The 14,984-nt window shown below is 68.2% G+C and carries 11 protein-coding genes; 7 read left to right on the forward strand and 4 right to left on the reverse strand.

Going from position 1 to position 14,984, the window contains the following annotated elements:
* The first annotated feature begins 212 nt into the window (after nt 1-212).
* Together AX721_RS07225 and AX721_RS07230 are read left to right on the forward strand one after the other, a co-directional pair.
* Nucleotides 213-554, forward strand: a complete 342-nt coding sequence (locus AX721_RS07225) for a hypothetical protein (RefSeq protein ID WP_068875341.1) — start codon at nt 213-215, stop codon at nt 552-554.
* Nucleotides 555-807: 253 nt separating this feature from the next.
* Nucleotides 808-1,659: a lipopolysaccharide assembly protein LapB gene (locus AX721_RS07230; protein WP_068875377.1), complete on the forward strand. Its 852-nt coding sequence runs from the start codon at nt 808-810 to the stop codon at nt 1,657-1,659.
* Between the two features lie 6 nt (nt 1,660-1,665).
* On the opposite strand, the gene AX721_RS07235 is transcribed toward AX721_RS07230, so the two are convergent.
* The 3 genes from AX721_RS07235 to AX721_RS07245 all read right to left on the reverse strand — a co-directional run bounded on the left by AX721_RS07235 (nt 1,666) and on the right by AX721_RS07245 (nt 3,937).
* On the reverse strand, nt 1,666-2,358 hold the full coding sequence (locus AX721_RS07235; protein ID WP_068875376.1) for a hypothetical protein: 693 nt from the start codon (nt 2,356-2,358) through the stop codon (nt 1,666-1,668).
* Nucleotides 2,359-2,381: 23 nt separating this feature from the next.
* Nucleotides 2,382-2,855: a MarR family winged helix-turn-helix transcriptional regulator gene (locus AX721_RS07240; protein WP_068875342.1), complete on the reverse strand. Its 474-nt coding sequence runs from the start codon at nt 2,853-2,855 to the stop codon at nt 2,382-2,384.
* Between the two features lie 497 nt (nt 2,856-3,352).
* On the reverse strand, nt 3,353-3,937 hold the full coding sequence (locus tag AX721_RS07245; RefSeq protein ID WP_156467053.1) for a TetR/AcrR family transcriptional regulator: 585 nt from the start codon (nt 3,935-3,937) through the stop codon (nt 3,353-3,355).
* 539 nt (nt 3,938-4,476) lie between these two features.
* Here AX721_RS07245 and AX721_RS07250 point away from each other — a divergent pair.
* Together AX721_RS07250 and AX721_RS07255 are read left to right on the forward strand one after the other, a co-directional pair.
* Entirely contained in the window at nt 4,477-5,631 is a 1,155-nt protein-coding gene (locus AX721_RS07250) for an efflux RND transporter periplasmic adaptor subunit (protein ID WP_082765581.1), read from the forward strand.
* Entirely contained in the window at nt 5,618-8,773 is a 3,156-nt protein-coding gene (locus AX721_RS07255) for an efflux RND transporter permease subunit (RefSeq protein WP_082769830.1), read from the forward strand. The genes AX721_RS07250 and AX721_RS07255 overlap by 14 nt, the downstream gene beginning before the upstream one ends.
* Before the next feature lie 760 nt (nt 8,774-9,533).
* Here AX721_RS07255 and AX721_RS07260 read toward each other — a convergent pair.
* Nucleotides 9,534-10,172 (reverse strand): TetR/AcrR family transcriptional regulator, encoded by a 639-nt coding sequence (locus AX721_RS07260; RefSeq protein ID WP_231733381.1) that lies wholly within the window; start codon nt 10,170-10,172, stop codon nt 9,534-9,536.
* A gap of 164 nt (nt 10,173-10,336) precedes the next feature.
* Between AX721_RS07260 and AX721_RS07265 the strand changes: the two genes are divergently transcribed.
* The 3 genes from AX721_RS07265 to AX721_RS07275 are packed head-to-tail and all read left to right on the forward strand — an operon-like array spanning nt 10,337 to nt 14,420.
* Nucleotides 10,337-11,398, forward strand: coding sequence for an HlyD family secretion protein (locus AX721_RS07265; RefSeq protein ID WP_156467054.1), 1,062 nt, complete (start codon nt 10,337-10,339; stop codon nt 11,396-11,398).
* Nucleotides 11,399-11,404: 6 nt separating this feature from the next.
* Nucleotides 11,405-12,916: an efflux transporter outer membrane subunit gene (locus tag AX721_RS07270; RefSeq protein WP_068875346.1), complete on the forward strand. Its 1,512-nt coding sequence runs from the start codon at nt 11,405-11,407 to the stop codon at nt 12,914-12,916.
* Nucleotides 12,894-14,420 carry a DHA2 family efflux MFS transporter permease subunit gene (locus AX721_RS07275; RefSeq protein WP_068875347.1) on the forward strand — a complete coding sequence of 509 codons (1,527 nt, stop codon included), beginning with the start codon at nt 12,894-12,896 and terminating at the stop codon, nt 14,418-14,420. The genes AX721_RS07270 and AX721_RS07275 overlap by 23 nt, the downstream gene beginning before the upstream one ends.
* Nucleotides 14,421-14,984: the final 564 nt, after the last annotated feature.

Here is a 14,984-nt window from a genome sequence, read left to right on the forward strand (position 1 = left end):
GGGGGTCCCTCTTCGACGCCGATCGGGGGTCCCTTTTGAACGCCGTTTGACAGCTCACTCCGCCGGAAGAGGTCTCGAAGCGCCTAACCTGCGATTCACGCCCCCTCCTCGACCTCGCCGTCGACAAGGCGGGTCTGGTGCGAGCCTGCCAAGCCAGGACGATAGACGTTCTCTATCGAATACTGGAAGAGGCCTTCGCAAATGGTCGCGCCATGGACGCCGCCGCCCTCGCCTTCGCTCAAGCTTTGGCGGAGGCCTATCTTCGCCAAGATGTCCAGCCGCTGCGTCCCTTCGTGGGGCTTGAGGCGCTTTCATCCCACGACCTCGAGGCCCTGCGGATCCGGTGGCGCGTCTTATGGACGAACCTGCGCGGCCGTCAGGTGGACGCGGTGGCAAATCACCAGCTCAGGGAACGCTACTATGACCTGGCGCCGCTCATCTGGACGGCCCTCTGCGGCTGGCTCGCCTCAGGGCTCCTGGATGGCGGCGACCGTGCAGGCGACCATTCGCGCGAGGTCGCGCAACTCATGCGCCTGGGGCTCGCTCCGGTCTGAAAACGGGATTCGGGGCCTCAAGCTCGCGCGCTATGACGTTCCGGAACGAACGCTGGCGCAACGTCGGCGCGCTTCCGCGGCAGGATCCTGAAGGCGCCGGGGCGGAGCCTTGAACGTCGGTGCGCGGACCGCGCCGGCGCGCCCACCGCACCGCTGTCGGCGCGTTCGGCCACATCTCCGATTCTTGCGGCGCTCTGGACTTCATCTCCTGAAGCCTTCGGCCAGCCCATTCTTGTTATATAGTGTGGAGATCATGCCGAAGCGCCCACCGCCAAGCCCCCAGCGGCCGAACGTCGTCAATCCGGCGTTGGAACACGCCGTGATCTCGCTGCAAGCGCAACGCCCCGATGACGCCCAGCGACTCGCTTCTGTGGTGCTCAAGGCCGACCGGGGCAATGTGATGGCCGCGCAGATTCTGGCCGAAGCCTTTCTGCTGCAGGACCGGGTCCAGGAGGCTATCGATCTGTTGCAGCGAACGGTGCGGCGCAGCCAAGAGCCGGGGACTGAAACCCTGCTGGCCATGGCGTTGAACGCCGCCGGTCGAGGCGACGAGGCGCTGGAGCAGTTGCGCCGGGCGACGATGCGGCGCCCCGTGTTCCCGTTGGCGTTCCTCAAGTTGGGAGAGCAGCTCGCCGAGATTGGTCGCTTCGACGAGGCCATCGCTGTGCTCGAAGGCGGGCTTGCGCTCGTGCCTGATGGGGTGGGGTTGCGTGTCGGACTTGGATTCATCCACCTTGGACGCAATCAGCGGGATGTGGCGCGGCGTCTGTTTCTGCAAGTGCTCGCGACGTCCCCTGACCGACACGACGCGACGGTTGGGCTGGCCCGGGTGATGGCCGCGGATGGCGAATACGCCGACGCCGCCGATCTCCTTCGGCGCGCGCTCGCCCTGCGGCCTGAAGACGTGGCGACCCTGGTCGAGCTCGGAAAATGTCAGTTGGAACTGGGCGCGCGCGGCGCCGGCGAAGCCACCCTGCGCGCCGCGGTGCGTCGTGCGCACCGGCTGGCGCCGCTGGCTATCGTGGCGCTTGCGACCACCTCGCATGGCCGCTTCTTCCTGCGGCCTAGCGAGGCCGCGGCATTCCTGGGGGGCGCTGCAAGTTGAGCCCGTTCAGGCCCGGTAGTGGCGCCGGTAGACGCCCTTCTCGCGGCGGATCCGCTCGCTCAAATCGCGGTCCGCCGTCGCCTCCTCTGCGGTGAGGACCGCTGTCTCCGCGGTCCAGGCCTCCCGCTTGATCGGAATGCATTGCGCGACAGGCGTGCCCTTCGCCAGGACGCCGGTGAAGGCCATGTTGTGCCAGTGCGCCGGGAAGTGGATCCTGGCGTCGTGGTATCGGTCGCAGTCCACCACGCCGCTCAGGGTGGTGAACGGCAGATCGAATCGGTTGGCCGGGTGCGTGAAAAGCAGCGAATAGCCAGCCGGCGCCTCTATCGTCCATAGGTTGTGGAATTTGATGAGGAACCGATCCGGGTCGAACAGCGGCGAGCCGATGACCTGGCTGGAAGGATGGAAGCCAATTGGCGAGCGCTCGAAAGCGACACCTCTGGACGGCGGGAGGTCGTTGTCCCAGGTGAATTCGCCATTCTCGACCTTCACGTCACAGATCAGCGGGATCAGGAATCCGGCGGTCATGGCGTCTATGAACGGGGGGCACCGCTTGACGGTGTCGTCCTCGATGGAAGCAAGCGGGTTGAACGCATGCTGCGGCATCGTCTTGAACCAGTCAGGCAGGCCGCGCGTCGCCGGGACGGGTAGGGGCAGCCGTCCGTCCAGCTCCTGCGGGCATCGGAACTTCAGCGTCATGGGATCGGCGTGGGACTTCACGTCTAAACGCAGTCTTCCCTGAGCTCCCCCGGCCGCGGCTGCTCGCGGTCCAGGCGGAGGTTGAGGATTCTCAGAATGGTCAGGCAAGTCTCCAAGGCCTCGCCAGAGACATCGCCGAGCAAATCGCGCTGGAGGGCTGCGACCATCGCGTCGATCCGTTTCATCAGCGGCTTCGACCTCGCGGTCAGCCGCACGCACTGGGCGCGCCCGTCGCCTGCCCGGGGATAGCGCTCGATGAGGCCCAGCCGTTCCAGCTCCTCCAGATGACGCCCGATTGTGGGCCCGCCGACGGCCAGCCGGTCGGCGAGTTCCCGTTGGCGGACCCCGTCTTCGACCCTCGACAGGGTCAGCAACACCTGCCAGCGCGCGTTCGTGAGCCCGCTGGCCCGCAGGCGTTCGTCGATCAGCCCGCGCCAGCGCCGCCCAAGCAGCGTCGCCTCGACTCCAATCTCGGCCGCCCGAAGGTAATGTGCCATACTGACATCTTACGACAGCGCTCTCGGACCGCCAACGAGCCGATTTCCCCTCGAAAAAAAGCGCGGCGTGGAGCTGCATCTGGCCTGGCTCGAAGCGAGATCGCCACGACCGATGCGCGGCGCACGCACCACGTGGGGCGGACGGCGTTCCTGCGCCAGGTGCTCATGGCCACCCTGAGCGGCGTCCGGCACAAACCCCGTCAAGGCCACCCACGACCGCATGCGCCAGGCCGGCAAGCCGCGCTCGCCCGCGTCTCCTGCATGCGTGGGCTGATCTTCACCCTCAACGCCGGGCTCCACGTCCGCCAGCGCTCGGCCACGCCCCAGACCACGGATGCTTGACAATAATGTATGATACAATTATTACTACAAGTCTCCTCGGCAGTTTTTCTGTCATTTCGGGCGCGCCCTTGGCGCGTCCGTTTTTTCTTTTCCAGCTGATTGTCATTTCCGGCTGACGGTTCCTCCATGGGCCGGCTAGTCCAAAATGTTCTGCCCTAGCCCGTCTGCCGCAGAACATTCAGCCAATCATGAAGCGTCGCCAGTCGGCGCTGCGTGGCTAGGCGACTGCCATCCCGAAGCATGCCAATGGCGACCCCATCCACCATCGCCGCAAGTCCCCGAGCCACGAATGCCGGGTCAGCGCAGGCTGCCACGTCGCCTTCAGACTGCGCGCGGCCTACGAGTTCGGTGAGCTGCTCGTGCCAGTCGGCGTAGCCAGAGCGGAGAATGCGGGCGACATTCGCGTCGCTTGACCTGGCCCAGAAGCTGATCCACACGCGCCAGTGCGCCCTCATCTCGGGGGTTAGCGGCAGCGCATAGCGCATCGTTCTTCGAATCGCGACCAGCGCCGGCCGCGCCGCCTCGGCGCGTTTGACGCGTGCGCGGACTTGGCTCGCCAACAGTTCTGAAGCCGCCGCCAGGAGGTCGCTCTTGAACGGGAAGTGGTGCGTGATTGCGCCGGTGCTCGCGCCGGCTTCTGCTGCGATGGCGCGTACTTTTAGCCCGTCAAGGCCGTGACGCTGCATCACGCGCAGGGCGGCGGCGGCAATGGCATTCCGTCGCGCCGCCGCACTTTGCACTTGGGGAAATCCTCGTTCAGGCTAGAGCACTGTGCCGTAGAGCCGATAATGTATATTACATTCGCGCGAGGCGCGCGAGGCTCTGTGGCTCGGAGGCCTCGCATGGCATGTAGGCGAGGTCCCGACGTGAGGCTGCCCGACCAACGCCTAACGCTCACCCCCCGCTGTCCGCTGATGATCGCCCCCTTGCACCGCTGTCCGGACCTCAAGGTCGCCTCGGTGGCCGCCGAGGCAAGCGAGATATGCCTGCCCAGGCGCGCCGAGCTGATGTCGAACCCCGGGGCTGAGGCCAACCACCGCGGCATCTGGAGTTCGCTCATCAACCGTTCGAGCCCCTTTGCGGCCCCCGCCGCGGGAGCGGCCACCACACCCGGTCTCCCGGTGAACCATCACCGCCCCGCCGCGCCGGGTCGCCTCACTGTGCGCAGCCGGCTCCGTATTTTGGGCCTGCGTCCCAGTGTTGACGACACGAATATGCTCGACGATGCCAGTCCGCTCTTCGGCAGCGCACGCGGCCGCCTACCCCGGTGCCCGACCGTATGAACACGACCCCAGCCCTGGCAGCTTTCTTTACGGCGCTTGCGGCGTCTGGCGCGATACTCGTCACCGGCTGCGAAGAGGGCGACCGGGGCGCGTCGAGAAGGACGACGCAGGTGAGGACCGCACTCCCCCCGACGCAGGTAGAACTTGTCGAGGCGCGGGCGGAGCCGATCGCGGTGCCCATCATCGTCTCAGGCACCATGGCGGCGCTCCAGACGAGCAACATTGGGGCGCTTGTCGAGGGACCGGTGGACCGCATCTTCGTGCGGGTGGGGGACCGCGTGCGAAAGGGCCAGCCGCTGTTCCGCATCCGGCAGGCGGATTTCGCGCGGCGCGTGGTCGAGGCCGAGGCCGCGGTCGAGCTTGCGCGTGCGCAGGTCGACCAGGCCGAGCGCGCGCATGCACGAATTGCCGAGCTGAACCAGCGCGGCTACGCCCCGGCGGCGCGGCTCGAGGATGCGCTGGCGGCGAGGGACGTGGCGCGTGCGCAACGGGGCCAAGCCGCCGCCGTGCTCGGCACCGCGCGCCAAGCGCTCAACGACACGGTGGTTCGCGCGCCGTTTGACGGGGTGGTGACCGGCCGCCTCGTTGACGAAGGCGTTTTTCTCACCAGTCGCTTGCCGATGGGCGGCCAGTCTGCGGCGCTCCAGCTTCAGGAACTGCGCATCGTCGCCGCCATCGTCGCCGTCCCCGAATCGCGGGCCGCAGACCTCAGGCTCAACCTGCCGGCCAGGCTGTTCATCGAGGGGGTCGCGGAGCCCAAGCCGAGCTACGTTGCGATCATCAACGATCGGGTCGACCCGCAGACGCGCACGGTTGAAGCCCGGCTTCCGGTGCGCAACGAGAACTATGGGATCAAGACCGGCGTCTCGGTCCGCGCCGAGATCACGCCTAAGGCTCTGCAGGCGGTGGTGCTTCCGAGGACCGCCCTCGCGGGCGACGATGCGCAACGATACGCGTTCGTCGCCAAGGGCGGGGTGGTCGAGCGCCGCTCGGTGCGCACGGCCGACATCGACCTGAACCGCGTGCGGGTGATCGATGGCATTGCTGCTGGCGAGCAGGTTGTCGTGAGCCCGCCCTCGACTCTGACGCACGGCGCCCGTGTCGTACTCGCCGCGGCCGACAACAGGGTAAGCGGCCATGTGGCTCGTTGACGTCTCCATCCGGCGCCCGGTCTTCGCGACGATGGTCATCGGCGCGCTCGTGGTGCTCGGGCTGGTCTCGTTCGGACGACTGGGGGTCGACCTCTTCCCCAGGGTCGAGTTCCCTTACGTCGCCGTGACGACGACGTTGGAGGGCGCGGCTCCTGGCACCATCGAGACCGAGGTTTCCGACGTCCTGGAGGAACAACTCAACACCATCTCAGGCATCCGCCAACTGCGCTCGGTGAGCGCGGAAGGGCTGAGCCAAGTGTTCATCGAGTTCGAACTGGAGGAAGACGCCGACGTCAAGGCTCAGGAGGTGCGCGACAAGGTCAATATCGCGCTACGGGACCTGCCCGCCGACGCCGACCCCCCGGTGGTCGAAAAAGTGGACCCGGACGCCGCGCCCATCGTGTCGGTGATGCTCTCGGGTGACCGACCGGTGCGCGAGATCACCACCTACGCCGACGAGGTCATCAAAGAGGCGTTGCAGCGGTTGCCGGGCGTCGGGTCGGTCAGTCTGGTCGGCGGGCGCGAGCGGCAGATGCGCGCCTGGCTCGATGCCGAGCGCATGCGCGCCCACGGCGTCACCGCCGACGACGTCGCGCGCGCTCTGCGCGCGGAGAACGCCGAGTTGCCGGGCGGGCGGCTCGAAATCGCCGGCCGCGCAAGAGAACTTGGCGCACGCACCCTCGCTGAGGCGCGTACGCCACAGGAGTTCGCTGCCCTTGTGGTCACCCACCAGCCCAACGGGGCCGCGACGAGAGTCGGCGACGTCGCGCGCGTGGAGGATGGGGTCGAGGACGAGCGGAGCTACGCCCAGCTCAACGGTCATCCGGGCGTCGCGCTCGAGGTGCGCCGACAGTCGGGACGCAATACCGTCGAGGTGGCGCGTGCGGTCCGGGCCGAGGTCGAGCGGCTGGCGGCCGATTCACCGGCCGGCATCAAGATGGTGGTTGCCCGCGACACGTCGCGATTCATCGAAGCCTCGATCAACGACGTTATGGTCGACCTGGCGATCGCGATCCTCCTGGTCGTGGCGATCACCTTTCTCTTCCTCCTGAGCTGGCGCGCGACCCTCATCGTGGCCCTCGCCATTCCCACCTCGCTGATCGCGACGTTCCTTGCCTTCAGCGTATTCGGCTTCACGCTCAATACCATGACGCTGCTGGCGTTGACCGTCGCGATCGGCCTGCTGGTAGACGACGCGATCGTGGTCGCGGAAGCCATCCAGCGCGACATTGATCGCGGCGCCGACGCCCGGATCGCTGCAGCCGCCGCCACGCGCCGGGTGGCGCTCGCTGTGCTCGCCGGCACGTTCGCGACGCTGGCGGTCTTCGTGCCGATCGCGTTCATGGAAGGCATCGTCGGCCGCTTCTTCTTCCAGTACGGCCTGGCCATCGTCTTTTCGGTAAGCGTATCGCTGCTGGTGGCCCTCACGCTCACGCCCATGCTCGCATCGCGCCTGCTGCGGGCTGGCGACCACGGCGCCTCGTGGCTGCAGGGCATCGAGCAGGTCCACCGTCGGACCGAGGCAGGCTACGCAAGGCTCGTCGGGTGGGCCATGCGTCGCCGCTTCCGCGTGCTGGGCGGGGCTGTGGTCAGCATCCTGCTGGGCGGGTGGGTGGCCCTGCAGGTGCCCACGACGTTCATGTCCAATACCGATCGCAGTGAATTCCTTGTCAGCGTCAAGCTGCCGCTGGGCACCGGTATCGCGGACGCGCAAGCGGCAGCGCGGCGGTTGGACGCCGCGCTGCGCGCCGTGCCGGACGTCACGCTGGCCTTCGTGACCGTGGGCGCCGGCAGCCAACAGCGCTCAAACCTGCTCGATGTGTATGTTGGTCTGACGCCCAAGGGTGACCGCAGTCGCCCTCAGGAGGCGGTGATGGACGATGCGCGGGCCGCGCTCGCCCGTGCGGTCCCGGACGCGACCGAGATTGCCGCCGCCGAAGTGCCGTGGGTTTCCGGAGGGGGCATAGGCCAGTCGGCGATCGAACTCGTCGTAAAGGGAAGCGATTTGCCTGCGGTCGAAGCGTATGCGACGCGGCTGATGGGCTTGATGCGCAGCGACGCGCACTTTGCGGATGTCCGTTCGAGCTTCGAAGGCGGGAGACCCGAGCTCCAGGTGCGCGTCGATCGCGAGCGAGCGGCTGATCTCGGGGTTTCGGCGCGCGGGCTGGCGACGACCGTCCAGACGCTGATTGGCGGCGTCAAGGCCGGCACCTTCGAGGACCGGGGCCGGCGCTACGACGTGCGCCTGCGGCTTGAGGAAGGTCAGCGCCAGTCCCCTGAGCAGATCGCGCGCCTCCAGACGCGCGGGGCCGGAGGACGTCTGGTCGATATGGGCCAGGTCGCCGAAGTCGGCGTCGCAAGCGGTCCGGCTCAGATCGACCGGCAGGATCGCGCGCGAAAGGTATCGATTTCTGCGAATGCCGCGACCGGCGTCGCACTGGGCGAAGCGGTCGAGCGCGTGGATGCGCTACTCGCCAACAACGCGCCGCCGGACGGCATCACGATCGGGATCGAGGGGCAGGCCCGCCGCATGGCCGAGACCGGTAAGGCGATCGGGTTCGCGTTTCTGCTCGCGATCATCGCCCTCTACATTGTGCTGGCGAGCCAGTTCGACAGCTTCGGCCAGCCCGTGCTCATCATGCTGACGGCGCCACTATCCTTCTCCGGGGCCTTCGCCGCGCTCTGGGCTTCGGGACAGGAAATGAGTCTTTTCGCGCAGATCGGGCTTCTGGCCCTTATGGGCATCGTGATGAAGAACGGGATTTTGCTCGTCGACCGCGCCAACCAGCTGCGGGCCGAGGGGGCCGGCCGGGCCGAGGCAATGGCGCAGGCGGCGCCCGAGCGCCTGCGTCCTGTGCTGATGACGGCCCTCGCGGCCGTGTTCGGCATGGTGCCGGTTGCGTTCGCCACCTCGGACGGCGCGGAGTGGCGCAACGGCATGGGCTTCATCATCATCGGCGGGCTGACCACCTCGACCCTGTTGACGCTTCTGGTGGTGCCGGCCGCCTATATGCTTCCGGACAGCATCAGCGCGTTGAGAGCGCGCGTCTGGCGCCGCCGCGGCGCTGCCCCCGCCATCCCGATCGTCGCGGCGGCTGCGCCAAAGGCGGATGAGCCGGGTTCGCCGAGGAACGCGGCATGAATGCCGCTGCGAGCAGCGGCCTGGGAGGCTGGTGACGCTGCGGGCGAGCGGTCGCTTCGCGACGGGTGCGCGAGCCTCCACGATCCGACCGTACGGAGCTAGCACCGCTCACGGCCGCCGAACCTGCGAAAACCCACGACTTGCGGTCTGACATAATTGAACCGAACCCTCCGCGGCACATATTGAGGCCTTCGTTCCGCGCTGCGCGCTCGACGGGTCCGACAGCACCGTCGTGCGGTTCGACAAAATCCTGAACCTGATCACCTCGAGCAAGTTCTCGGGGCATGACGTCTCGCGCTTCGAGCTGGACAGTGCCACGGGCCTGCCGAGCTTCAACATGCCGCTGGAGCTGGGCGCGGACCTCGGCCCACGGCTCAAGGGGTCCAGCCGCCCAGCGCCGGCTGCGAATCCTGGTGTCGGACACGGAACTGGTGTCGGACACGGAAGCGGACCGGCATGACCAACCTTGTCAGACATCTCCGGCATGAGATCGACGACCTCATCCTCGAACCTATCGACTCTAAGGGAGGCGTCGCATGCCCACGCTGAAGCGCGCAGAAGTCCTCGACGAGACCCCGGTGAAGTGACGTCGAACTCCCGGCTGCGTAACGCCGGCGGTCTCGTTGCCTATAGGATGTGCTGGGCCGGGAAGGGGGCGAACCGTCGAAACCCCGTGAAGCTCGTCCACGCCGATGTTGGCTCCGTTCACGGGCCCAAGCGAAAGCCCCGAGCTGGCGCAGAGCAGATCAAGGGGTTCGCGCTAGTCCGGAGCGAACGCGCGCAGGAAGCGATGCGCAGCCTCGCAGGCGGTGGCTTCGATTTCCTCGTGGGAGATGTCCGCGCGAGCGTTCAGTAGAAAGGCGGACTGGAGGCTCCCGATCACCATCCCCGCGTACATCTCTGCCGCCTGACTGGGATTGGGGATGCTGAGCCGTCCTGCCGAGGCCTCGACGACGAGGAAGTCGGCGAGACTGGTTCGACTCGCGCGGATCCCCGAATGATAGATCGCCCGCGCCAGTTCGGGCGACGTGGCGGCGCTGCCGATGGCGAAGCGCATGAAGCCGATGCTGCGGGTGGCGAGGAGCGCTTGCAGCAATGCGACGCCGTAGGCAACGAGGGTCCTCTCGGGATGCTGGGCGGCATCCAGTCCAGCCAACGGGGCCGCGATCGAGGCGGCCCGCCGAGCGGCGAGGGCGCGCACCACCTCGTTCTTCGAACCATAGTGGTTGTAGATCGTCTGTTTGGCGACACCCGCGCGGCGCGCAATGTCTTCCAGGGACGCCTCCACGCCACGCTCCACCAACAGTTCGATAGCCGCGTCCAGTATGGCTTCGTGCTTCGCCAGGTCGATCTGGCCTGTGCTTCTGGACATGTTCGACGCGTCGCCCCCCAAAAGCATCAATGACCGACCACGTGCACGTCAACAAGCTCGGCGGTGTCGCCTTCGCGGGGCTGCGTGGGCGACGACGCTTGCCGAACGTAGGGTACGGCTGGATAGATGTATCCACGAGTAGCCCGCGCCCGCTTGGACGCGGTGGGCCGTGCAGCCGGGCGTGAGGGGACTTGAGTACATCGGAGGACCACAAGCCGGCTGCGCCCGGAGGAACCGCACGCCGCCAGTTCCCGCGGCGCTGGGTGGTTATGGCAGTGGGGCCGATCCTGATCCTGGCCGTCCTCGCCTACCTGATCCTCACCAGCGGGCGCTTCGAGACCACCGACAACGCCTACGTCCAGGTGGCCAAAACGCCGGTGGCGCCCTCGATCGGCGGCCGTGTCGTCGAAATCTATGTGAAGGAGAACCAGCCGGTTCGGCGCGGCCAGGTGCTGTTCCGCCTGGATCAGCGTGATCTGAAGGCGAGCGTCGACCTTGCCCAGGCCCAGCTGAGCAACGCCCAGCTTGTGGTCAGCCAGGCGCGGGCGGCGTATCAGCGGGAGGTCGCGAACGTCGCCGCAGCACGCGAGAATCTGGCGTTCGCGACGCGCGAGGTCACCCGCCATCGCCAGCTCAACACGGCCGGGGCCGTGTCGGGCCAGGCGGTCGACCAGGCCGTGCACACCGCCAATCAGGCGCGCGACCAGCTGGCGGTGGCCCAGCAGCAGGCGGCCCAGGCCCTGGCGGCGCTGGGCGGAGACCCGAACGTCGCCGATCGCGCGCCGGCGGTCCTTCAGGCCCGCGCCCAGCTCGAGCGCGCCCGGCTGAACCAGGACTTCGCCACGGTCGTCGCCCCCGCCGACGGTGTCGTGGCCCGCGTCGACCAGCTCCCGGTCGGCGCCTATCTGAACGCGTCCCAGACCGCGTTCTGGCTGTTGTCCGGTCACCCGTGGATCGAAGCCAACTTCAAGGAGGACCAGGTCCGCAACATGGAGGTGGGCCAGGCGGTGGAGATCGACGTCGACGCCTATCCCGGCGGCGCGCTGCGCGGCCACGTCGCCAGCTTCGCGCCCGGCACGGGTTCGGCATTCTCGGTGCTACCCGCCCAGAACGCCACGGGCAACTGGGTGAAAGTCACCCAACGGCTGCCGGTCCGCATCGCGTTCGACCGCCCGCCGCCGCCGCGGGCGGCCCGCGCGGGCCTGTCGGCCAAGGTGAAGGTCGATGTGCGCACCGCGCTGAAGCGGGAGTAGGGACGTATGGCCCGCGCCCCCGCCGCCCGCCTCTGCGCCGCCCTGGCGAGCCTGGGTGTCGCCATTTCGGCCTGCACCACGGTCGGCCCCGACTTCCAGCCGCCCGCGCCCGACAGCAGACTCGCGGGCTACGCCATGACTGGGGAACCCCCGGCGCCCGGCGTGGTTCTGAGCCCCGACGTCCGCGCGGCGGGGCCCTGGTGGCAGGCCTTCAGGTCTCCGGCCCTCGACGAGGTCATCGGCCTGGCCCTGGCAGACAGCCCCACCCTCGCCGCGGCGCTCACCAAGCTCGAGCGCTATAAGGCCGCCGAGCGCGAGGCGACCGGCGAACGCAAGCCGCAGGTCGAGGGAACCGCCTCGGCGCAGCGGCAGAAGTTCAACCCCGCCTCGTTCGGCTTCTCCGGCGCGCCCAGCGGCTCGCAGTTCACCGAGTTCGGGCGGCCTCGCACCTTCGACGTCTTCTCGCTGGGCGGGCGCGTCAGCTACGACCTCGACCTCTTCGGCGGCGGGCGCCGGCGCGAGGAGGCCGCCGCCGCGCGCACCGCCCAGGCCGCGCATGAGGCCGACGCCGCCTACCTGACCCTGACCGCCAACGTGACACTGCAGGTGGTGCGCATCGCAGGCCTCAAGGGCGAGATCGCGGCCCTGCAGTCGATCATCGCCGACGACCGCACGCTGCTGGACCTCGCCCACAAGTCGTTCGCACTCGGCGGCATTCCGCGCATCACCGTCACCCACGTTGAGACGCAGTTGGCCGAGGACGAGGCCCTGATCCCGCCGCTGCGCCGGCAGTACGACGCCGCCCGCCACCAATTGGCCTTGCTGGTGGGGAAGTCTCCGGCCGCCTGGACGCCGCCGGAGTTCGAACTCGCGGGCCTGACCGTGCCGGCTGCCATACCCGTCAGCCTGCCGTCCGCCCTGGTCCGCCGCCGGCCCGACATCCTGGCGGCTGAGGCGGAACTGCACGCGGCGACGGCCGCAATCGGTGCGGCCCGGGCGGACCAGTTCCCCAACATCCGGCTCTCGGCGAACGGGGCGCTCTCGTCGATCAAGCCCGAGGACGTGATCTCGACCGACGCCGCCGGCTGGACGCTGCTGGGCGGACTGACAGCGCCGATCTTCGATGGCGGCGCGCGCAAGGCCCGCACCCAGCAGGCCGAGGCGCAGGCGCGCGAGGCGCTGGCCCGCTACCGGCTGACGGTGCTGCGCGCGTTCGTCGAGGTGTCGGATGCGATGGCCGCGCTGGAGACCGACCGCCAGCGGACCGAGGCCCTGACCCGGGCGGTGTCGCTGAGCCGCGAGTCGGCCGACGTCACGCTGCAGGCGGCGCAATTGGGCGCGCGCACTGCGGCCGAAGTCTTGCAGGCGCGCCGGCAGCTCGACCGCGATCGCCGCGACCTGGCCCAGGCCCAGGCCCAGCGACTGTCGGATCTCGTGAGCCTCTACGCCGCCTCGGCCGCCGACTGGCGCAGACGTGAAGCCTCGGGGGGGCGCAATGGCGTCGGCCCAGGACGTTAGGAACCGGATCCCGATCACCGGGTCGCTGATGCTGGCGACGCTGATGTATACGCTCGACTCCACCATCGCCAACGTCGCGCTGCCACACATGCAGGGCAGCCTCTCGGCCTCTCAGGACGAGATCACCTGGGTGCTCACCTCCTACATCCTGGCGACCGCGGTGGCGACGCCGCTGGCCGGCTGGCTGGCGCAGAAAATCGGCCGCAAGACCATGCTGTTGTGGTCGATCATCGGTTTCACCATCGCCTCGATGCTCTGCGGCCTCGCCCAGAACCTCCCCGAGATGGTGGCCTTCCGGGTCCTGCAGGGGCTGGCGGGCGCCGGGCTGATGCCGCTCTCGCAATCGGTGATGCTCGACATCTTCCCGATGACCATGATCCCGCGGGTGATGAGCATTTGGAGCGCCGCGGTGATCGTGGGCCCGATCGCCGGCCCTACGCTCGGCGGCTGGATCACCGAGGAGCTCGACTGGCGCTGGGTCTTCTACATCAACCTGCCGATCGGGATCCTGGCGACGCTGGGGGTGCTCAGGTTCATGGCCCATGACCCGGGAGGGCGGGCCCGGCCCTTCGACTTCGTCGGCTTCGGCGGGCTGATCGCCTTCATCGTCGGCCTGCAGGCGATGCTCGACCGCGGCCCCGGACGGGACTGGTTCGACTCGAAGGAGATCTGGGTCGAGGCCGCGATCGCACTGGCCGGCCTTTGGGTCTTCATCGTCCAGACGGCGACGGCCAAGCATCCGTTCTTCCATCGCGACCTCGCCAAGGACCGCAACTTCATCGGCACCGCCCTGCTCGGGTTCTTCGTGGGCGTGCTGCTGTTCTCGACGACGGCGCTCCTGCCATCGTTCATGCAGAACCTGTTGGGCTACTCGGCCACCCAGGCCGGCGTCGCCAGCGTCACGCGCGGCCTGGGGTCGCTGGTGTCGTTCCTGCTGGTGCCCATGGCCATGGCGCGCCTCGGCCCGCGCACGTGCCTGTTCACGGGCCTCCTGCTCTCGGTCGTCGGCCTATGGATGATGGGCGGCTTCAGCCTCGAGATGACCTCGGGACCGATCCTGATCAGCGGGTTCGTCCAGGGCCTCGGGATCGGCCTGCTGTTCTCGCCGCTCAGCACGCTGGCCTACGTGACCCTGGACCCGAGCCACCGCGTCGAGGGCACTGTCGTCTCAACCATGGTCCGCAGCCTGGGCTCCAGCGTCGGGATCTCGATCGTCCTGGCCGCGGTGCTCAGGAACTCGGCGGGCGCCCACAGCGAGCTGGCCGGCCGCATCGACCCGTCCAGCCCGCTGCTGCGCTACCTACTGCCTCCGCTGATGGATCCCCGCAGCGAGGTCGGCGCGCAGATCCTGAACGGTGAGATCACCCGGCAGTCCGCCATGATCGGTTACGCCAACATCTTCATGTGGATGGCCCTGGTGACCTGCGTGATCTTGCCGGCAGTCATACTCCTTAGGCCGGCGCGCACGGCGCCATCTGACAAGGTCGAGATCCACGCGGAATAGCTCACCGGGAGCGGACGCCGGTGCCGCGGCGGCCCGCTCTCTCCCTGCGCCTCAGCGCCTGACACGCGCCAAGCGGCCCGATAGATGTCCCCCTTCTCGGGCCCAGCCCAAGTTCTGCACCCGGCGAAGGTTTCGGATGCCGGCCCTTGCACACAACTGACGATCTGGCTCGACCAGCTTGATGAAGAGTGCAAGACCTCCCCCTGCGGTGGAGCCCGAGATCTGACCGACCCTTCGAGCGGGGAGCCCCCTACAGCTTTCCCAGGAGCACGCGGAACCGGGCTTCAAGGACCGAGACGGGGGGAGACGTCCGAAGCCAAGCCTCCGTCACATCGATCTCCGCTCGCGCGGCAGGGGGCCATCCATCCTCGCGTTTCAGTATCGACAGGACCTCCTGCGCCCGGCGTCGCGGTTCCGGCGCCGACCCGAAGGTGCGCACGAGCTTGCGGGCGTCGACGAGGGCCTGCTGTCGGCTGCCGGACATATTGACCTTTGCGTGCGGCGGGGGCGGCGGTGAACGCGCCGCTTGCGTGGATTAGCGTCTCGGGCCGAGCCCACACAAGC

The organism is Phenylobacterium sp. CCH9-H3, assembly GCF_001557235.1.
Taxonomy (GTDB): domain Bacteria; phylum Pseudomonadota; class Alphaproteobacteria; order Caulobacterales; family Caulobacteraceae; genus Phenylobacterium.

What these genes read in the sequence shown, in the direction of transcription:
- AX721_RS07240 (WP_068875342.1), bottom strand. Translation starts at nt 2,855, where the DNA reads ATGGCACATTACCTTCGGGCGGCCGAGATTGGAGTCGAGGCGACGCTG.
- AX721_RS07235 (WP_068875376.1), bottom strand. Translation starts at nt 2,358, where the DNA reads ATGACGCTGAAGTTCCGATGCCCGCAGGAGCTGGACGGACGGCTGCCC.
- AX721_RS07275 (WP_068875347.1), top strand. Translation starts at nt 12,894, where the DNA reads ATGGCGTCGGCCCAGGACGTTAGGAACCGGATCCCGATCACCGGGTCG.
- AX721_RS07255 (WP_082769830.1), top strand. Translation starts at nt 5,618, where the DNA reads ATGTGGCTCGTTGACGTCTCCATCCGGCGCCCGGTCTTCGCGACGATG.
- AX721_RS07270 (WP_068875346.1), top strand. Translation starts at nt 11,405, where the DNA reads ATGGCCCGCGCCCCCGCCGCCCGCCTCTGCGCCGCCCTGGCGAGCCTG.
- AX721_RS07250 (WP_082765581.1), top strand. Translation starts at nt 4,477, where the DNA reads ATGAACACGACCCCAGCCCTGGCAGCTTTCTTTACGGCGCTTGCGGCG.
- AX721_RS07260 (WP_231733381.1), bottom strand. Translation starts at nt 10,172, where the DNA reads ATGCTTTTGGGGGGCGACGCGTCGAACATGTCCAGAAGCACAGGCCAG.
- AX721_RS07230 (WP_068875377.1), top strand. Translation starts at nt 808, where the DNA reads ATGCCGAAGCGCCCACCGCCAAGCCCCCAGCGGCCGAACGTCGTCAAT.
- AX721_RS07225 (WP_068875341.1), top strand. Translation starts at nt 213, where the DNA reads ATGGACGCCGCCGCCCTCGCCTTCGCTCAAGCTTTGGCGGAGGCCTAT.